The following is a 21,505-nucleotide window of genomic DNA, read 5'->3' as shown; positions in this document are numbered from 1 at the left end:
TATTATAGATTTTGTATTGCTCTTGCTCTTTTAAGCCTTTTACTATGAATTACTGCTGCTAAAGAATTTAAATTCAGATAACATAATATAGAAAATGTTTTATCAAATATTTTATTAACAGTTAAATAGCTTCCTTTATGATTTATAAAATATTTATCTAACTTACTACTAAAGGCTATATTTTTTAATGCAGCTTTAAAACCTTTAATTTTGCTATATTCATTTATAGCTTTTGAAATATTTTTCACATTTACTTCCTCAACATATGATAATACATTAATAAATTCCCAATAAATTAAATAGTTTATATATTGTTCTGCTTTAATACTATTTTTTTCAAGAAAATATCTTATTATATCTACAGTATTTATGCATCTTTTTACCATATTACTTTTTGCTACGCTACTTTTAGTAAGTGAAGCTTCTGTTATTATGTAGTTATATAAAGGTTCGTCTAAACAATATATTTTTTTAGCTTTCATCATTGCTTCAAAATTAAATAATGTATCTTCACTGGCAACTTGGTTATAATTTATAAACTTAATATTATTATTTTTTATAAGCTCACTTTTGAATATCTTATGCCATACTGCTGTTCCTAATTTACAGTATTTTTCACAAAGGAAATCTTCCTTAATAATCATATCCATATTAATGATTCCTTCTTCTAAGGATAAGCTAACCTTTTTTTCTTCACCTTTTACATCATTAACATTACATATAACTATTTCACAATTATTATCTTCAGCTTTTTTATACATTTTTTCATACATTGTCACATCAATATAATCATCTGCATCAACAAAGCCTATATACTTTCCAGAAGCATTTTTTAAACCATTATTTCTAGCCTGTGATACTCCTGAATTAATTTGATCTATAACTTTAATTCTTTTATCTTCTAAACTTAAAGCTTGTAACACATCTAATGTTTTATCTTTTGAGCCATCATTAACTACAATAATTTCAATTTCTTTTAAGCTTTGATTTGAAATAGATTTAATACATTTTTCTATATATTTTTCTCCATTAAATACTGGAACAATTACACTAACTAAAGGCTTAATGGTAACCCTCTCCTTATTTCAATATTTCTAAATAAGATTTTACTGCTTTATCATAAGTAAATAGTTTACTTCTTTCTTGTGATAAACTTAAAAATTTATTATATAATTCATTGTTATTTACCATAGTGTTAAAGCATTTTGCTAAACCGTTATAATCATCTACTTTAAATATAAGACCATATTTTCCGTTATCTAATATTTCCTTTGGCCCATAATCACAATCACTTGATATTATTGGTTTTTCACAATATAATGCCTCAATCATTACTGTTGGTAATGCTTCTCCCCTACTTGCTGAAACTAATATATCCATTTGATCTAATATTTTAAAAACATCTTTTCTCGCTCCCCAAAATTTCACCTTATCTTTAAGCTTATTATCTTCAATTAATCTTAATACCTCATCATTAAATGTCTTATCTTCAACACCACCAATAAAATTTAAAGTAAAGTTTCTATCTTTTACTTCACTAAAAGCTTTAATAATTATATCCTGAGCTTTTCTTGGTTGAATCCAACCTATAACTGCAATATTGATATTTTTCTTACCTTTAATATCCTTATATTTAATTTTGTGATACTTTATTTCATAAAAAATAACTGGATTATATATTGTAGTAATCTTTTTCTTATTTACCCAACCTTCTTTTATGAGAGCTTCCTTTAATTCATTGGAAACAGCAATAACTTTATCACATAAATTTAAAGATATTTTTGCTACACCACTTCTTAAAATATCATTTTTAGAAAATCCCCATAAATTAGGTCTTATATGAACAACAGAAATTACTTTTACTTTTTTTCCGCTAAAAACTGCTGCTAATTTTGCTATAAGACCTTCAAACCATGTATTTGCTATAATTGAATCTATATCTTTATCTAAAATAAATCTTCTAAGCTTCATAATTCTATTACCATGATTAGTACAGCTTAATAAGGTTATATTATTTCCATATATAGTATCTGCACTAAAGGTAACTATTTCACTTTTAATATTTTTCTTTTGAAAAGCATGATGCATATTATATACAAATTTACTGATTCCACCATTATCTAGAACATTACTATATATCGCTATTGCCATAATTTCTCTCCTTAAATAGTGCATAAAATATTTGTCCACTTATTGATTATTGAATTAATATTAAACTTATCTATATCAAGTTCAGCTTTATCACTAAATTTCTTTAACTTTTTATCATCTAGTAAAACACTATTAACTTTATTACTCATTTCTTTAATATCATTTGCTTTAACTAAATATCCATTAATATTATTTCTTATAATTTCTGATGGTCCAGTTGGACAATCAAAACTTACTATAGGCATCTTATAGCTTTTAGCCTCTAAAAGTGTCATAGGTAATCCTTCAAACCTTGAAGTCATTACATACAATGAACTATTTTTATAATAGTCTTCTACATTAGAAACCTTACCTTTAAGAATTAATCTATCTTGCAAATTATATTTATTAATCTTTTCCTGTAGCCTGTTCTTATCTTCACCATCACCTAATATAAGCCACTTATACTCTTTATTTTTCTCTAAGACATCCTTTGCCACATCAATAAGCATGTCAAATCCCTTTTGATATGTAAGCCTTCCTACACTTACTATTTGTTTTGAATGTAAGCTACACTTCTTAACTTCCTTTATTTCCATAGGATTATAAATATAGTCTATTTTTCCTATTATTTTTAAATTATTTAAGTAATTATTTTTATCTTCCTCTGTAAGAGTGATTATATAATCTGAAAATTTAGCATCAATTTTTCGTGCTAAAGCTCTTAAGGAAGATCCGTTGTTTTCATAGAAATTAAAGTGTTCCCAAGCTATATGCTTTGTTTTAGTAAATCTTGTGGCTGGAATCGAAAATATACTACTTATTACTTCCACATCTATAAAAACATCAATGCTATTTTCTTTTATATAATCTCTTATGCCTTTAACTACTTTAAAATATTGCTTCTTAAAATTTAAAGACTTACTATTTAAAATTCTATTTTGCTTTATTCTACTATCTATCTTGAAAAAGGAAGTATTCTTTTCATTTACCGTACTTAAAATATGAATTTCAAATAAATCTTCTTTTTTACAAAGCTCATTGGCTATAATAGCTAATACTCTTTCAGTTCCCCCACTTCTAGACATATCTCCACTTAAAAAGCATATTTTCTTCATTCCCCATTCCCCTTAATTAAAACTTATACAAAATATTCTTGACAAAATTTTCAATATTATCACTTACCTTTTTATTTTTATCTATGACATATATACCGCTTACTAATACTAATGAAGTAAACTTATTTCTATGTCTCATAGCTGTACCAGTATTAAGACTTCCAAGTCCAAAAACAAAACCACCAAGCAACAATACTAAAACTAAAGCTTTGACCTTACTTTCCATGGTTCTAAAATACCGTGCCATTAAATACATACCGAAAACAAATATAGTAGAGTCAAACATTAATGTTGCTATATCCAATCCCCCTCTTACAAGCCATGGCATAGGTGAAAATAATAAAAATATTTCCTTAACAGGTCCCCAAATTATTAAGTCTATTGGACTATCCATTTCTATATTAGTTAAGTAAGCGGAACCTCCTCCTGTATCTGCTGTAGCCTTACCATATATTTCATCACCTGCACTTTGTAATACAAGAAGTGCTACAACTATTCCCGCTGCAATTATAAGCTTATTAAATATATTAAAGCTAATTTTTTTCTTTTTACGACTATAAAAAATAAAATAATAAATATATGGAACAACAATAACACTAACACCACTATGATATTTTCCTCCCATAAGTCCCATTAGTATGGCGAGTACTGCATATATATAGTTATATTTTTCAAACCATTTAAGGAAAAAGTAAATAGATTGAACTATAAAATAATACATTGATGCTTCTCTCAATAGTGCATATCCCATAAGCATAGGTATAGGCATGAAAAGCCATAATGCAATTAATAGCTTTTCATTTCTAGTCTTAAATTCTAACAAATCAGCTATATCAATAAGCTTTGTCGCTGCTAGCATGATAAATGATATATTTATAAAATGTCCAAAGAAGTTGTACTCTCCAAAAATATAGTAAACAACCCCTAAAAATTGAGAATAAAAACCTGTAAAGTGCTCTAAAAGCTGTTCTGGCAGTGCTGCAGCCGTGAGCCTTGCCATTTCATCAAATTTATATGCATCACCAGTGTTAAATGGTAATCTTGATACATTAGTATCATAAATCATCATTAATAATCTAAGTAAAAAGCCTATAAATAAAAACATAAACATGGTGGTATCCTTAGATTTATGATAAAACCATCCAATAAGAACAAAGGAATTTATAAACATCCAAAGTACCGTTAAATTGTAGCTATCTACTACATCCTTTAACATCAAACTTATAAATGCTTCCATCATTGAAAATAATAAGTATATTCTCATTGGCTTCCTCCTTAATCATCACTTAGCTATTTAAAACATTATCATATATGCTTTCTACACTTTTCACATAGTATTTTATATTGTATTTTTTCTGTACAAAGTTATATCCATTAATTGAATATTTTTCTGCAATATCTTTATTATTTTTAACTCTCTCTAACTTATCAATAAGCTCTTTATAAGCTCCTGCACGTACTAATGATCCTGTTTCCTTTGTCACCAGTTCATTGATACTTCCAACATCCATTGATACTACTGCTTTCTTAAAGGCCATGCCTTCTAATAACACCATTGGAAGACCTTCATATATTGATGGCAGGAACAACACATCTATTAGAGGATAAAATTTATAGATATCCTCTTGAAAGCCAGTAAGAATACACATATCATTTAAATCTAATTTACTAATAAGCTCCTTAACTTGATCTTCTTGTTCACCATTTCCCACCAAAAGTACTTTGCAATCTTCAAATCTATTCTTATGCTTAGCAAACTCATTAATAAAGGGTAATATTCCCTTTTGTTCTGATAATCTTCCTATAAACCCTAGGATTTTCTTGTCCTTTGGAATGTTAAATTCCTTTCTCACATTTTCAACATCATTAAAATCAATATTTGTAATGCCTTCTATATCCATTGCATTAGAAAGACTTTCAGCTTTGTCCTTATTAAAATATGGTGCATATTTATTATAAAAATCATATACTCTTCTACCGCAAGTGATATTAAAATCATATTTAGGCCTAAAGATGCCATCTATCTTCTTATTGATTCCACCTGTTTTTATCCATGGATAACAATTATGAATATGTGAAATTACTTTTACATCTACTCTATATATTCCTTTTAATATATATCCATATAATGATGCTGTATTATCATGGCAGTGAAGTATTTCTATATTTTTTTCATTTATTAAAAACTTTAATTTTTTTAAAGTCTTTAATAAATTTTTTTTACTAAAGCTTAATGTATATGTATCTATACCTTTATCATCAAAAGCCTTCTTTAAACTTTCTCCACCACAAACAACCATTGGTTGATATTTTTTTAAATTACTGCACATTAATAATGCCATTTTTTCTGCTCCACTCATTTTATTCATTGGCAGAATATGCATAACCTTCTTTATGATAATAACCTCCTTCTTCTAATTGCTTATATATAAATCTTAATCCTTCGTTAATAGTCTTAACATCATACTTTTCAATTTCCTTTGAAATAATAAATTCATTATCTCCATACAAGTATTGTTCTTCTATGGCTTTTGCAGTAGCTTTATAGTCTCCTACTTCCACTAACTCACCAACAGTTTCATCTACTACAATATCTCTGCAACCTCTTATATTAGTAGCAATCATTTTTTTACCACAGGCCATAAGCTCCATTAAGTTTCTTGGCAAACCTTCTCTATATGAAAGAAGTACCCCTATATTACATATATTAATAAGTTCATTAATATCATTTCTAAATCCTAGGAAATTAACTTTACCTTCAAGCCCTCTATTTTTAACTTCACTTTGTAGTTCTAAAAGTTTATCTCCTTCACCTACACATATGGCTTTTATTTCAGGATATGTATCCTTTAAAACTTCCATTGCTTCAATAAGTTGTACTTGATTTTTATTTTCATTAAGTTCCGCTATCATCAAAACAACAAAATCATTTTCTTTTAGCCCAAGCTCCTTTTTCTTGCTTAATATTTCTTTCTGAGATAATTTCTTATATTGATTTAAATCTAAACCTACGCCATTTAATAAATAACAATTCTTTGGCTTTAACTTATTTTTAGTTATTTCATAATCTTCAGAATTAATATTAATAGTAGTATCTGTAAGCTTCGCCATTATTTTTTCTATGGGATAATACATTATCCATCCTAACTTTGAACCACCTTTTAAAAAATGATATCCATGAGCTGTATAAATTGTCTTTAAATTTTTAAACCTTAGCTTTAATAATCTTCCATATATAGATGCTATAGGTGTATGCACATGAACTATATCAAACTTCTCTCTTTTTTGTATCTTAACAAGATTGTTAAAAGCTCTTATGTTTCCTAAACCCAAAGGATTTCTAGAAAAAGGAATATCGTATATCTTTACTCCCTTTTCTAGCAGTCCTTTATTTATAGGCTTATCTATAGAGCAAGCACACTGCACTTCATAGCCTTCTTTTAATAACATTTCAATGTGAGGAACAAGAAATGCATTGATTGTCCTACTAACTGTTGTTACATATAATACTTTCTTCATTAACTCCTCCTAATTTTATTACTTTAGCAGGGATTCCAACTACTGTAGCTCCTGCTGGTATATCTTTTGTTACTACTGCTCCTGCACCTATTATCGCTGCCATACCTACATTTTTCCCTTGAATTATTGTAGACCCTGATCCAAACATGACTCCTTCTCCAATTCTGTCATTACCTGATATATTTACATTCCATAAAAGAGATACATAATTTTCTATTATGGTATCATGACCTACTCCACATTTTGGACTTATTATCACGTGATTTCCTATGGATACATTAGTAGTTATAATAACACCTTCATAAACTATGCATCCCTCACCAATTTCCATATAATCATGTATCAAGACCTTTGGATGTACAATTGTAGCAAACTTAAATTTATTATTTAATTTTGTTACAATTCTCTTTTTAACCTCATAATTAGCAATAGCAATTATCACATAAGTATCTTTACACATCATAGTAAGAGAATCAATTCCACCTAAAACTGCATATCCATTTACAACATTACCCCAATTTTCTGGATTATCATCTATATATCCAATCAAGTTCCAAGTTGGCTCTAACATATTTATCTGTTGTATTATCAAAGAAACCTCTCGACCTACGCCTCCTGCTCCAACAATAACTATATTTTTCATAACAACCGCTACCTTATAATTTGTTTAAATCTTTATTACATTTCTTAAATTTATAAATTTACTTTTCTTACTTTTATTTGAGTAATCATAATATAATTTTTCTGAATACATTTCTACATCATTTAAAATCGTTCCTATAATATTAGCATTTACCTTCTCCAACTCTTTAAAAGCTTGTGATACATGTTTTGATTTACTTACCTCAGATCGTACAACAACTACTGTAGCATCTGCCTTTATTGCCAATAGCTTCGAATCTGTTACTGGTAATATTGGTGGAGTATCTAAAATTATATAATCAAAATTAATTTTACATTGCTCTAAAAAGTTCTCCATAGTATTTGATCCTATAATTTCTGCAGGATTTGGTGGTAAAGTTCCTGTGGTAAGCAGATATAAATTATCATCTATCTTTTTCATTACATTATTTAATTTAGATGTACCAACTAAAACATCTGTTAAACCTTCTTCATTGGAAACATTAAATTTTCTATGAAGAGATGGCTTTCTTAAATCACAATCTATTATCAATACTCTCTTCCCATTTTGAAAAAATGTATAAGCTAAATTACCAGCAACTGTTGATTTACCTTCTCCAGCATTAGAACTTGTTACTACTAATGTTTTTACTTGCTTATCAATAGATGAATACTGAATATTGGTTCTAAGGGATCTATAACTTTCTGCTGTAATTGATTTGGGCAATTTATCTACTATGAACATTTTTTCTTACCACCCTTTCAAACTCTTTTTCGTGTGTAGGTATTATTCCTAATATAGGTAAACCTGTTATCTTTTCTAATTGCTTTCTATTTTTCACACTTCCATCTAAATATATTAAGACCATAACTATTCCACTTGAAAAAATTAACCCTATAGCAAAACCTAATATTATAGGTTTCTTTTTATTTGGATATATAGTACTTACATTTATATCAGAAACTATTTTTGACTTTACATCAGGTTGAATTTCTTTTAATTCACTAATTAAACAATCATAAATAGTATCTATAATTTTCTCTACCTCCTCTTTATTTCCACCACTATATGAAATTGTAAATATAGGTGCATTTGCTCCTGGAGTAATTCCTATATTATTTTTTACAGTTTCATATTTTGTTTCAACATGATTTCTTTTAAGTGGTTTTTCTAAGTAATCTCCAGCCTTTATAATTTCAATAAATATTTTGCAAAAATTACTATAATACTCAATTTGATCTTCAGAATAATAATCCATTTCTTTTTCACTAGTACTTATTAATACTTTCATAAAACCTGAATAAGATGGTCCAATACCTATTGTCCTACTAAAACCTAAAATTGTGGTAATTAATGTTATAAGAATAATTATCCATAATCTTTTCTTGAAGCTTCTTAATATTTCACTTATACTAATTAAATTCTCTTCCATTTAATTTCCTCCTAGCATTTTATCTATTAGTTGCTTCCATTGAAATACTCCATTGTAGCATTATTTTCTTGATTAATACCTTCTTTAATAATTACCTTCTTCATAGTTAAAAATATTATCTTTAAATCTAGTAAAAGATTTCTATTTTTTACATACCAAACATCTAAATTAAATTTTTCAGTCCAAGTAATTGAGTTTCTGCCATTGATTTGCGCCCAACCTGTTAATCCTGGTCTTACATCATGTCTTTTACTTTGCTCTTCACTATATAAAGATAAGTATTGTGTTAAAAGAGGTCTTGGCCCAACAATACTCATATCTCCCTTTAATATATTAATAAGCTCTGGAAGTTCATCTACGCTTAAACTTCTAAGTTTAGCTCCAAAAGGAGTTAATCTTTCTTCATCACTTAAATAATTGCCGTTTTTATCTTTACTATCTTTCATTGATCTAAATTTAATCATTTTAAATACCTTATTATCTTTACCAACTCTCTCTTGCACAAAAAATACAGGACTTCCTAAATTAAAATAAACAAGAATTGCTACTATAATTAATATAGGTGATAAAACTACTAAGGTTGTCAATGAAATAATAATATCTAAAAACCTTTTAGCAATTTCATATAAAATATTCCCTTTAATATCAATTCACCTCTTTTATATTAATTAAAAAAGATTTTTAATTATTTCAATAACTCTTTTTAAATCATCATTGTTCATCTTAGTGTCAGATGGAAGACACACACCCCTATTAAATATATCTTCTCCAACGCTTATACCGCTTTCATTGTGACTATAAAACATATTGTCCTTATATATAGGTTGTAAGTTCATTGGCTTCCAAATACGTCTTGATTCTATATTTTCTTTTTCTAAAGCTTCAATTATATCTGTTGGCTTAACTTTACTTTCTTCCTTTAATGTTATTACTGATAACCATTGATTGCTTGTACACCCTTCTGTTATTGGCATCATCTTTATATCATCAATTTCTTTAAATGCTTCCTTGTATGTTTCAAAAATATGGTTTTTCTCTTTTACTCTTCTGTCTAATACTCTTAATTGACCACGACCTATTCCTGCCACCACATTACTCATTCTATAGTTATAACCTATTCCTTTATGTTCATAATAAGGCATAGCTTCTTTAGCTTGTGTTGATAAAAATCTAGCTTTTTTCACATACTCATCATTATTTGATACCAAAGCTCCTCCTCCAGATGTAGTAATTATCTTATTACCATTAAAAGAATATATTCCTATATCTCCAAAAGTTCCACTCATCTTACCTTTATAAGTAGAACCTAAACTTTCTGCTGCATCTTCAATAATTTTTACATTATACGAATCACATAACTCCTTAATGGCTTCTATATTTGCACTATTACCATAAAGGTTAACAACAATTGCTACCTTTGGAGTTATTCCTTTTACTTTTAAATCTTCCAAGGCCTTTTTTAAAGCTTTTGGTGACATATTAAAGCTTTCTGGCTCTGAATCTATAAATACTGGAATTCCACCTTCATATACTATAGGATTACAGCTTGCACAAAATGTTAAAGCTGAACAAAGAACATAATCTCCTTTTGTTATACCTAAAAGCTTCACTGCTAAATGAATAGCACTGGTACCTGAACTTAAAGCAGCTGCTGATTTAACTCCTACATATTCTGATAGTTCTTTTTCAAACTCATTCACATTTGGCCCTAATGGCGCAATCCAATTTGTATCAAAAGCTTCCTTAACAAACTCCCTTTCTAATCCTCCCATATGTGGTGATGCTAAAAATATCCTCTCACTACTCATACTAAACACCTCTTATTATCATAATTATTTATCACTTGAAAGTTGTAGTTGCTGCTATTTCTTCCTTTGCCATACTTGTTGATTCTTCTATATTTTCCTTGTAAGTTGGTACTATACTTTTTAATGTATTTCTCAACTCCACCATATCGTTTTTACTTGAAATATACATTAATCTTGAAATAGCTTTTTTCAATTTTACTAAATTAAAGTATCCTGGCTTACCAATAAAAATCTTTTCGTGAGCTGTATTCTTTAATCCCTCTTCATCCATAAGAAGTTCTTCATATAATTTTTCACCTGGCCTTAACCCTGTTACTTCTATTTCAATATCCTTATTAGGTTCAAAACCTGAAAGCTTAATTAAGTTTTTCGCTAAGTCATATATCTTAACTGGTTCTCCCATATCAAGAACAAATATTTCTCCACCTTTTGCATAAACACCTGCTTGCAGTACAAGCTGTGCTGCTTCTGGAATAGTCATAAAAAATCTTGTTATTTCTTTATGAGTAAGGGTAACAGGTCCTCCCTTAGCAATTTGCTTTTTAAATAACGGAACCACTGATCCATTGGAACCTAATACATTGCCAAACCTAACTGCCACAAAATCAGTTTTACTTTCTTTATTAATTGCTTGTATTATCATTTCACAAAGTCTCTTGCTGGCTCCCATAACATTTGTTGGGTTTACTGCTTTATCTGTTGATATTAGAACAAACCTTTCAACATTGTATTTACTTGCTGCTTCTGCTATATTCAATGTGCCCATAACATTATTTTTAATAGCTTCACATGGACTATCTTCCATTAACGGCACATGCTTATGAGCTGCTGCATGGAAAACAACTTGAGGCTTATACTGATTAAATACATGCTCTAATCTTACTTTATCTCTTACAGAGCCTATAAGAGTTACTAAGTTAAGCTCTGGATAATTTCTTCTTAACTCCATTTGAATTTCATAAGCATTATTTTCATAAATATCTAATATAATAAGTTGTTTGGGATTGAATCTTACTATTTGACGGCACAACTCTGAACCTATAGAACCTCCCCCACCAGTTACTAATACTATTTTTTCTTGCAAATAATCAGATATTCCACTGTAATCAAGTTTCACAGTTTCTCTACCTAATAAATCATTAACATCCACATCTCTAATGCTATCAATAGAAAATTTACCATCTATCATCTCATTAAGACCTGGCATTATTTTAACTTGAACTTTTAATTCTTTACATTCATTAATTAATTCTTTTAATGTCTTTTTTTCTAAATTAGCAATAGCAATTACTACTTCTTCAACATCCTTTTCATAAACTATTTGCTTTATATCATATCTATTGCCTAATATTCTTATTCCATCTATATAAGTTCCTAGCTTCTGTTTATCATCATCAATAATTCCCACAACTCTCTTTTTTAGTTCTGGTCTTTTGCTTAATTCTCTTACTACTAAAGCCCCTGCTGAACCTGCTCCAATAACTAATACTCTTTTAAAGTTTTTATTTTTAATGGTTGTATTAAAAATAATTGCTCGTCTTAATATTCTCCAACTTAATCTAAGACCATTACAAGAAACCATAATAAATATTGCTGATAAAGTAGTTACCATAATTGGTATTCTGTTTGTTGACACTAATGATAATATAGCATTTAATACATAAGCTACTGTAACTGCAATAATTCCTTTGCTTAATTCTGAAACTCCTGCTAAAGACCAAATGCTATTATACTGCTTAAATATTGCTAATACTGTAATATATATTATAGTTGCTAAAATTATCCTATTAAAATTTCCAATAAAATATGTTATTATTTCATTAAAAGTCATATACTCTAAATAAAATCTAAATATATAAGATAAAAAATATGAGAATATTATTAAAGAAAAATCTAATAAAAGTAAAATTCCAACTTTAGTCTTCCTATTTTTTAATACATATTCTGTTAGTACATTGCTTATCATTAGCTTTCCTCCTCATTTCATATTCTTTCTTCATTAACTTGAATAAAATATTTTTTAACAAAATTATCAACCCATTATTTAACATTAATACCTAATTAAGTATAACACTCTTTTAATATATAAACATAAAGTTTCGTTCTAAAATTTATGATATAAACTTCTTTCTTTCAACATTATATTTTTTTCTATTTTTGGAAATATTAATCTTTTTATTATTTTTTTAATACTATTTTATTTTTATTTATATTAAAAATTTTAATTAATATAAAATTCAACATAACAAAAAGACATCAAATTTACTCAAATTTGATGTCTTTTTTTAATATTACTTTATTTAATTTAATTATTCATCACTTTTTCCTACACCTGAAAGTATTAAACCTTTATTATGTTCTAAAGCCCAATTGATACCCCAATCATTTTGGAATATTAATATGTTTCTATCCTTAAAGTCTTTTACCTTCTTAGCATCGGAAGTTAAGTTTAACTTATCTATATCTATGTCATTATTTTCTATCCATCTTACATATCTAAATGGAAGTCTATCCATCTTAATTTCAACGTTATATTCACTCTTTAGTCTATATTCAAGAACTTCAAATTGTAGTACCCCTACAACTCCAACGATAATTTCTTCCATACCAACATGATTTTCTCTAAATACTTGAATTGCACCTTCTTGTGCTATTTGTGTAACACCCTTAACGAATTGTTTTCTCTTCATAGTGTCCACTGGTCTAACTCTGGCAAAGTGTTCTGGTGCAAATGTTGGAATTCCCTCAAATTTAAATTTCTTTGAAGGCATACATAATGTATCTCCAATTGAGAAGATTCCTGGATCAAATACCCCAATTATATCTCCTGCATATGCTTCTTCTACTATTTCTCTATCTTGTGCCATGAATTGTTGTGGTTGAGCAAGTTTAACTTTCTTACCACCTTGCATATGGAAAACTTCTAATCCTTTTTGGAATTTACCTGAACATATTCTCATGAAAGCAATTCTATCTCTATGAGCTTTGTTCATATTAGCTTGTATCTTAAATACAAAAGCTGAGAAATTTTCATCAAATACATCTATTTCTCCAATGTTTGATTGTCTTGGAAGTGGTGATGTAGTCATTTCTAAGAAGTTTTCTAAGAATGGCTCAACTCCAAAATTAGTTAAGGCAGATCCAAAGAATACTGGTGTTAATTCTCCTGTTCTTACTTTTTCCACATCAAATTCATCACCAGCTATATCAAGAAGTTCAATATCTTCCATTAACTTATCATGAAGTGCTGATCCTAATATTTCTCTAAATCTTTCATCATCTACAGAACCTTCTATTGCCTCAACTTCTGTAGCACCATGATTACCACCATTGAAAGCTATGATTCTTTCATTCTTTCTGTCATAAACACCTTTAAATTCCTTACCTGAACCTATTGGCCAATTCATTGGATATGTCTTGATTCCAAGTTCGCTTTCAATATCCTCAAGTAATTGGAATGGATCTTGTGCTTCTCTATCCATCTTATTGATGAAAGTGAAGATTGGCATCTCTCTTAATGAGCATACATGGAATAACTTTCTTGTTTGATCTTCCACCCCTTTAGCAGCATCTACAACCATTACTGCAGAGTCAGCAGCCATAAGAGTTCTATATGTATCTTCAGAGAAGTCTTGATGTCCTGGAGTATCTAATATGTTGATGCAGTGTCCTGAGTAGTTAAACTGCATTACTGATGATGTGACAGAAATCCCTCTTTGTTTTTCTATTTCCATCCAGTCTGAAACAGCATGTGTTGATGCCTTTCTTGCTTTTACAGAACCTGCAAGCCTAATTGCTCCTCCGTATAATAGGAACTTTTCTGTTAATGTTGTCTTACCAGCATCAGGGTGAGATATGATTGCAAAGGTTCTTCTTTTCTTAATCTCATTTATGTAATCTGCCAATTTGTTATCCTCCTAAATTTTAATCTATAATTACCTAAACTCCGCTACCGCTGGAGTTTTTTCTTTAATTCATCATTGATAATCTATAATTCGTTATTATAGATATTCCTAGTCTATTGTAATTCATGTATGTCTTTTATTCAAGTTTATTTATAATTCCATCTCCACCTCTTTAACTAAAAGGGGCTGTCGCACTAAAAATTTTATACACAATATATTGTTTTAAAAAATAAAAATCAACACAATATATTGTAGTACTTATTCTTAATGCGACATCCCCCATTTAATTTTTAACTATAATTTCTGCAATGGAAGCAAACTTTTCTTCGTCCTTACTGACTTCAACTAGATTTATTTCTTTAAATTCATTTTTAATCTTTCTTACTGCTTCCCTTAAAGCTTCCTCTTCTGCTGGTGTCTTACATTCCACTTCTAGCCATATATTACCGTTATCCTTATCTACTGCTGAAAACTGAAATTTATTATGAGCAAATCTCACAAAGTTAATGCTAGATTTATTGTGGAAAAAGGTATACTTACTTTCATTTTGTAAATTACTAATGGCTCCTTTTAGATAATCACAAATGGATTTCTTCTGACCATTTACTTCTTCATTAAAAACAATTCCATCTTCATCAGTTGCCATTTCTATGAACAAATTAGTATATAGTTCTGTACCTTCCACATATACACGATAGATTTTATTTATATTAGGTATATTTTTAATATTAATAGCATTAGATGATAAGCAATTATACTTAATCTTATCGCTATCAAAAAATACATTGTCCATATACATTATTTTTGATGTCCATATTTCCTCTTCATTATCATCTATCATTATTATACGTCTACCAATCAATGACTTATTATCCTTAGTTAAAAAGAAAGCCCCATTGTTATATTCTGATAATATCCATTTATCAGTAAAGTTTATGGCTCCACTTTTATCTATTTGTGCAAACTTTAATTCCAATTTTTCTTCCACTCTGTCACTTCCTTATACACAAATACTTTAACTTATCTAAAAATCCCTTCTTATTTTGGCGATGAATGTGAATTGTACTGTTTCTTATAGGCTTTACTCTATAAATATCACCATCGTCTGCTTCTTCTATTTCCATAAGGCGCCTTTCAATTTCATCATAATCAATTAACCTTTCACTGACTTCATGTCTGCATAAATCTGTTATAAGCATATGAAGAAGCTTCCCCTTATAACTTTTATTATTAACATCTATAATAAAATCTCCTGTGGTTGCATTGGGATAAACAAAGGCTCCTCCCTTTATATCACTGGACGCAAACTTATATCTGCTACAGATTATTTGATGCATTAGCACTCCAAGGGAAAAAGCTCCCACTTGCCTTCCTCTTATATTAAAACGAGCATTACTATTGTAATCATTAAGTTCTGGCGCTGAATATCCATAAATGGTTCTTTCAAAATTTAAATGTCCTATATCCAGGTACCCTTCCCTCATCTTACATATGTGACTTAAGCCTACAAACCTAGGTACATCATCATTGAGAATGACGATATGCTCATCACTTAATCCTACTACACCATAGCCTTTCTCTTCCAATACCTTTAAAAATGCTAATATCTTACGACAAAGCTTTATTATCCTATTAACCTGTACCTTACCGAATTCATCGGTAAATACCTTTTCTCTGATTTTACTTCTTAAATCTATACCTGGTATATAATCTAAAATTAAGATAGGCTCACTGAAGCTATATTCATCTTCCAATTCATCATTTATGGTCTTAAACCAATCTAAGGGCTCTGGCAAAAGCATTGATGAAATATCATTTAAGATATTTAATTGTTGCATTAAATATTCTCTTCTTTCTTCTATGCGCCCTTCCTTTAAGTCCTTTTCTCTATAGCATGTACTCTTTGCTATCACAAGCCTTTTCACCGATTGATCATATGCCATATTTATCTTGGTAAGAGTATCTGTTCTTTCTTCCACCTCCTTTACCCAATTAAAATTTCCTTTGCATCGTTCTTCAATTTCTTCTAAGGATAATATCTTCCATCTTTCATTTATATTTTCCATGGTCATAGCATATTTCTCCTTATTAATTCCATGTTCTTGAGAATTTCACTCCTCACTTCCATTACATTCTTATATCTATCTTCCTTACTATATTCAGTGCATTTCTTCACAAGGCTGGCTGTTTCATCTAAATACCCCATATCCATCAATCTTTCTATGGGAATTATGGTATCTTCTGTTTTTAATTCTTCTGTTAAAGGCTTACATCTTAATAAATGATAAAGAGTTGCACCTAAGGTATATATATCAGCTCTTTCATCTAGCTTAGCTAAAGATGCACTACCACTTCTAAATTCCGGTGGTTTATAACCAAAAGTTCCTGCTCCTGGTATACCTGCTCCCTTTATATTGCTGATGACTTCTTCTTCATCATTTTCTAACACAAGGTTCATTGAACCAAAATCAAGGAGTGTAATAAAAAGCCTGCTGGTGATTATAATATTATCAGGTTTTAAATCTTGATAAATAAAGTATTGTTTATTATATTTAGGATAAATTTTTGATTTATGTCGCTGGTGAAAATTGGAGAGGATAGTGGTAAGCTCCAGGGCATATTCCATAACATCATTTTCCCAACGCCTGATATTAGTATAATTCCTATCATTCATCACATAATTAAATCCCATATTAACATAATGTCCTAGGTTTTCTCCATCTATCATCTGCATAACTATATATGGTTCATTATTATATATTTCTTCATCTTCACAATAAAACCTGACACCATCCACATCTATATGTGGTCCATGAATTTCTGGACAGTAATCGTAGACCACATCATTTATATTAGGCATCCTGCTTTCACCACTATTTTTAAATGCCTTAAGACATTTTATTTCAAAGGATATTTCTTCTCTCATATCCCTTATTTCATCATCTCTTGATTTGTCGTAAGCATAACTAAATAGTCCTGGAATATTATCATACCTTCTGGCTTTTATAAGTACATTCCTATTATTAAGCTTTTTATCAATAGCTTTATATACTATACCAAAACCTCCATCAGCAGATTTTATATCCTTGATTTCATATCTTCCTTCTCCAATGGTTATTGGAGCTTTTAATGTTTCATCCTTTTCACCACATTCAATGGTAAACTCTTGAAAATTTCTATTAAGTGATCTACAACACTTCCACATAAATACATCACCTACTGTGCTATAAATTGTAATCCATATTTCCTGCTTAATACTATCATATCTCCATCATTTAATTTAACATCTTCATCTATTACTGGTTCAGTATTAACATGCAATGCATTGGAAGCTGAAAGCTTTCTTAAATAAAAGTTACCATCTTCCTTATAAATCATGGCATGCTGCCTACTGACATTTCTATCTTCATCTATACTAGTCATGTCTATATCAGGTATTGAGTTAATACTTTGTCGTCCTATGATAGTTTCATCATATTCAAGATTAACTACTGCAGCAATTTCTCTTCCTTTATAGATAAGAATCCTTGGTCCTTCTCCTGGAAGAGGTTCTATTTTTTTAACGATTCTTTCTTCTTCCACTATTTCATAAGGATAATCTCCTAAATCTACTTCCACTGGCGCACCACATATTCCACAACATGTTCTTGTTTCATATTCTTCATCATTTTCCGGAGTATAAATCTTGCCACAGGAATTCTTTATGCATATTTTTTTTTCCATTTATCTTGCTCCCTCCCATTATTGGTCTTCAAAAATTGATTCTATGTCTAGAGGCAGATTAATAAGCCCATCATCACCTATCTTGGTACTGGTATTTCTATTTTCATTCATCTTGGACATATCAAGCTTCTTTTCTTCACGATACTTTTCTAATATTCCTTTATAACCAGTAATAAGCTCTTCATTTTTCAAGTATTCACAAATGCCTATGATTCTTTGAAGATTATTTATTACCCTAGCATCATTACCATCTTTAGAATCCTCTTCAATTTCATCTTCATATCGCTTGATTTCTACCATCTTAAAATTTCTCTCAATATCACCAACTCTATATCTGCTTCTTCTACTATCTGTACCAAATTCCACCACCACTACGTTGGCATTGGTCTTTACCTTATCACCATACATATCCGGTATACAATATTCCACAGCAGTCTTCATGATATTAAAAGGTCCCTTTAAGTTAACTCTACTGGATACCGTTACATTAAAATAGAAGTTATAAAGCTGATCTTTTTCTATCTGACCTATATTAATGACATATTCTCTATCAGAAGAAATCTTGGCTTTACCTAAATACTTTTTTTCTGGAGTCCCTCTATAATGATCAGTAATTCTTACAAGAGGACTTATCTCAGTAAGTCTAAGTTTTACATTAGTCATGATTACTTGTTTTGATTTATCAAATAAATTATGGAATATCTTCACAGCTTCTTCCCCATTGGAAATGATATCTGTTCTACCATTGCTAGGTATTGAAAGCTTCTCTAGGAAGGAAAACTTGATATCTTTATTTCCTACACCAAGACAATCTAGTGAAATACTATCATCACCTAAATATTCAGCTTCTCTAATGCCATCTTCTTCAGTATCACAGGTGGGAATACCATCAGTAACAAAAATTATCTTCTTTACCTTATCGCTGGTTTCTTCCTTCATTAATATCCTTGCTTCTCTTATGGCTGCTGAAATATTTGTATTACCTGATACAGTTACCTTATTTAATTCTGTTAACATAAAATCTTTATTTCTGCCGCTGATATTTTTAAATACTACTGTTGGTAAATCATTATAAGTTATTAAACTTAAGTTATCTTCTTCACTGCTATTTTTTATTAAACTTTCCACTGCTTTTTTAGCTACTTCAAACCTACTACCATACTCAACATTATCTTGTTCTATAACATCTGTCATGGATACACTAACATCTAACACTAAACATAAATCTACCCCTGAATTTACTTTTTCTTTTTCCATAAAGTCTTTTCTTATTTCATCGCTAGGCTGTACTCCAACCCTTACAATGATATTTTTCTCTTCATTATCTGAAAGCAAATATGGAATATTAGCTCCAGTCTTTATTACTAAATCTTGCATTTAGTCCCCTCCATGAAATTATTTTAAAATTTTAGAAGTTATAATGGTTATATTGTCTCCTCCACCATTTAAGTTAGCTTCAGTTATTATCTTGTTATTTAATACCTCCAATGACTTTTGCTTATTTTCTTTTATTATTCTTTCAAGGCTTTCTGTAACTTTCCATAAGTCATCATTATAATAAGATTTATTTATATAATCAGTGACTCCATCGGAACAAATAATAATTATCTCACCTGGTTCTAATTCTAGACAATGTATACTGATATTAAATTTCCTAGGAAAAAGATTGCCATCTTTAAAAGATCCTCCTCCTATATATCTTGTTATGGCATGTCTGCCTTCTGAATTCACCACCTTATCCCAAGGCGTTCCATTAGCTAATTTTAAATTCATCACATTATCTTCATAATTTAGTAAGTTAAGTCCATCTTTTTCACTATATATAAAGAGCCTACTATCACCTATGGATGTGTAATACATTCTGTTTCCTACCACAATGGCTAATATCAATGTACTGGCCATAATTCCTGATGGTGGTTCTTTTCTTATGTCTACCTTTGTTTTTATGGATTCAATAATATCTATATTCGATTTTGTAATTACTTTACTACAAAATTCCTTAATATTAGTTTCATCCTTTAGAAGAGATCCCTTTTCCTTAAAAGCTTCTATTATATTCTTTCTTAAGATGGAGCTGGCTTCTTTCCCTGACCCTAGTTTTGCCGTTGATACTCCATCTCCTAGGGCTAAAAGGGTAACTTCCTTTTTTTCATCCTTCATCACTAAAAACATATCTTCATTAAACTCATTTTCATCTTCATATTTTTTTATATGCATATCTCTTAAGGCCTTTTTCAATTTATTTACACCTACATTAGTACTGCCAAGGCTTTTTACCTTTAGTTTTGCCTTTTCAATATTATGTCTTTCTTCAATGAGATACTTATATCTTTCCTCCAATTCTTTAATGGATTTAAATCTTTTTTCCTTAGTAATATTTAAGCATCTCATGATAAAATTATGAAACTTATATGGCAGATCACCTCTAAATAACCTTAAATTATATCCATAATACATTTCTTCATCATCACTTAGGATTCCAAAGTTATTTAATATAAGTTGTAATAAAAGCTTGCCAAAGATATAAACATTAGACTCCTCATCTAGTTTTCCTTCAACCTTATTTAATACCTCCGGTGAACTTATGGAATATCCATAATCAAAGTTATCTACAATGGATTTATTCCTTATAAATCTACGTCTATTAAATAGCTTTAAGCTTTCTATATCATCGCCATTTAGCCAAAAATCTTCTAGGTTAATAGCACTTATAATGAGCTTCTCTTCTGCAAGTTCTTTAAATATTTTTATAAGCTTTATGATAATTGTATTTATCTCATTTAATTCCAGCTTCCTATCACCTATATATTGATGCAAAGACTTGCTATTTTCTTTTTTTAAAAAGTAAATTTCCTGATTTTCTTCATCAACATATTGAGGATTTTCAATAGTTTTCCTATGGAAAATAAAATCTTCATAGCTTACCTTTGATTTTATCTTGTAAAAATTATTGGTAAGAGTACACTCTTCATATTCTTGAATTCCCTCAGCAGTACTGATTACCCCACCACAGCTATCACAATATTTTAAATCCTTCAGCACCTTTCCACATCTTGGACATATATTTACCACTACTCCACCTCCCCGCCTTATAATTTCTTATAAATTAAACTAATAACTCCATAATATATATTAAAATTTATATTGAAATATAACTGATTCTACTTTTGTTTGCAGTAAATATTGTTACTATATATTGAACATTACTTCTATTTTGTGACATAAAAAAATACAGTATTGCTTATGAA

Annotated in this window: 19 protein-coding genes; all 19 read right to left on the bottom strand. The window is 29.3% G+C overall.

Annotation, left to right across the window (positions count from 1 at the left end):
- Positions 1-2: 2 nt before the first annotated feature.
- Complete coding sequence (locus BHW04_RS05255) at positions 3-1,046, bottom strand: glycosyltransferase (RefSeq protein WP_302699134.1); 1,044 nt, start codon at positions 1,044-1,046, stop codon at positions 3-5.
- A 34-nt stretch (positions 1,047-1,080) separates the two neighbouring features.
- On the bottom strand, positions 1,081-2,151 hold the full coding sequence (locus BHW04_RS05250) for a glycosyltransferase (RefSeq protein ID WP_022212210.1): 1,071 nt from the start codon (positions 2,149-2,151) through the stop codon (positions 1,081-1,083).
- 11 nt (positions 2,152-2,162) lie between these two features.
- Positions 2,163-3,248 carry a glycosyltransferase family 4 protein gene (locus BHW04_RS05245; RefSeq protein ID WP_302699123.1) on the bottom strand — a complete coding sequence of 362 codons (1,086 nt, stop codon included), beginning with the start codon at positions 3,246-3,248 and terminating at the stop codon, positions 2,163-2,165.
- 16 nt (positions 3,249-3,264) lie between these two features.
- Entirely contained in the window at positions 3,265-4,512 is a 1,248-nt protein-coding gene (locus BHW04_RS05240) for a hypothetical protein (RefSeq protein ID WP_302699122.1), read from the bottom strand.
- A gap of 22 nt (positions 4,513-4,534) precedes the next feature.
- Positions 4,535-5,590 (bottom strand): glycosyltransferase family 4 protein, encoded by a 1,056-nt coding sequence (locus BHW04_RS05235; protein WP_302699121.1) that lies wholly within the window; start codon positions 5,588-5,590, stop codon positions 4,535-4,537.
- Positions 5,591-5,609: 19 nt separating this feature from the next.
- Positions 5,610-6,767, bottom strand: a complete 1,158-nt coding sequence (locus BHW04_RS05230; RefSeq protein ID WP_302699120.1) for a glycosyltransferase family 4 protein — start codon at positions 6,765-6,767, stop codon at positions 5,610-5,612.
- Positions 6,736-7,410, bottom strand: coding sequence for an acetyltransferase (locus BHW04_RS05225; RefSeq protein ID WP_302699119.1), 675 nt, complete (start codon positions 7,408-7,410; stop codon positions 6,736-6,738). The genes BHW04_RS05230 and BHW04_RS05225 overlap by 32 nt, the downstream gene beginning before the upstream one ends.
- Positions 7,411-7,434: 24 nt before the next feature.
- Positions 7,435-8,133, bottom strand: a complete 699-nt coding sequence (locus BHW04_RS05220; protein ID WP_022212216.1) for a CpsD/CapB family tyrosine-protein kinase — start codon at positions 8,131-8,133, stop codon at positions 7,435-7,437.
- The gene (locus BHW04_RS05215; RefSeq protein ID WP_186834390.1) at positions 8,117-8,821 is read right to left on the bottom strand and encodes a YveK family protein; all 705 of its coding nucleotides are present in this window, start codon (positions 8,819-8,821) and stop codon (positions 8,117-8,119) included. The genes BHW04_RS05220 and BHW04_RS05215 overlap by 17 nt, the downstream gene beginning before the upstream one ends.
- Before the next feature lie 26 nt (positions 8,822-8,847).
- Entirely contained in the window at positions 8,848-9,471 is a 624-nt protein-coding gene (locus BHW04_RS05210; RefSeq protein ID WP_441294416.1) for a sugar transferase, read from the bottom strand.
- Between the two features lie 18 nt (positions 9,472-9,489).
- The gene (locus tag BHW04_RS05205; RefSeq protein ID WP_186834389.1) at positions 9,490-10,629 is read right to left on the bottom strand and encodes an aminotransferase class I/II-fold pyridoxal phosphate-dependent enzyme; all 1,140 of its coding nucleotides are present in this window, start codon (positions 10,627-10,629) and stop codon (positions 9,490-9,492) included.
- Positions 10,630-10,660: 31 nt separating this feature from the next.
- Entirely contained in the window at positions 10,661-12,595 is a 1,935-nt protein-coding gene (locus BHW04_RS05200; protein ID WP_302699118.1) for a polysaccharide biosynthesis protein, read from the bottom strand.
- Between the two features lie 343 nt (positions 12,596-12,938).
- Positions 12,939-14,534, bottom strand: coding sequence for a peptide chain release factor 3 (locus tag BHW04_RS05195; RefSeq protein ID WP_022212221.1), 1,596 nt, complete (start codon positions 14,532-14,534; stop codon positions 12,939-12,941).
- A 283-nt stretch (positions 14,535-14,817) separates the two neighbouring features.
- Complete coding sequence (locus BHW04_RS05190; protein ID WP_302699117.1) at positions 14,818-15,522, bottom strand: hypothetical protein; 705 nt, start codon at positions 15,520-15,522, stop codon at positions 14,818-14,820.
- A gap of 4 nt (positions 15,523-15,526) precedes the next feature.
- The gene (locus BHW04_RS05185) at positions 15,527-16,606 is read right to left on the bottom strand and encodes a hypothetical protein (RefSeq protein WP_302699116.1); all 1,080 of its coding nucleotides are present in this window, start codon (positions 16,604-16,606) and stop codon (positions 15,527-15,529) included.
- Complete coding sequence (locus BHW04_RS05180; RefSeq protein WP_302622967.1) at positions 16,603-17,739, bottom strand: serine/threonine protein kinase; 1,137 nt, start codon at positions 17,737-17,739, stop codon at positions 16,603-16,605. The genes BHW04_RS05185 and BHW04_RS05180 overlap by 4 nt, the downstream gene beginning before the upstream one ends.
- An 11-nt stretch (positions 17,740-17,750) precedes the next feature.
- Positions 17,751-18,257 (bottom strand): FHA domain-containing protein, encoded by a 507-nt coding sequence (locus tag BHW04_RS05175; RefSeq protein WP_022212225.1) that lies wholly within the window; start codon positions 18,255-18,257, stop codon positions 17,751-17,753.
- Positions 18,258-18,275: 18 nt separating this feature from the next.
- Positions 18,276-19,634 carry a vWA domain-containing protein gene (locus BHW04_RS05170; RefSeq protein WP_186834384.1) on the bottom strand — a complete coding sequence of 453 codons (1,359 nt, stop codon included), beginning with the start codon at positions 19,632-19,634 and terminating at the stop codon, positions 18,276-18,278.
- Positions 19,635-19,652: 18 nt separating this feature from the next.
- Positions 19,653-21,329, bottom strand: a complete 1,677-nt coding sequence (locus BHW04_RS05165) for a PP2C family protein-serine/threonine phosphatase (protein ID WP_302622966.1) — start codon at positions 21,327-21,329, stop codon at positions 19,653-19,655.
- Positions 21,330-21,505 lie beyond the last annotated feature (176 nt).

Origin of the sequence: Clostridium sp. 29_15, assembly GCF_001916075.1 — a bacterium.
In the GTDB taxonomy this organism is placed as follows: Bacteria; Bacillota; Clostridia; order Clostridiales; family Clostridiaceae; genus Clostridium; species Clostridium lentum.
Note: the sequence above shows the minus strand (reverse complement) of the source record. Positions and strands in the feature narration are given on the sequence as shown.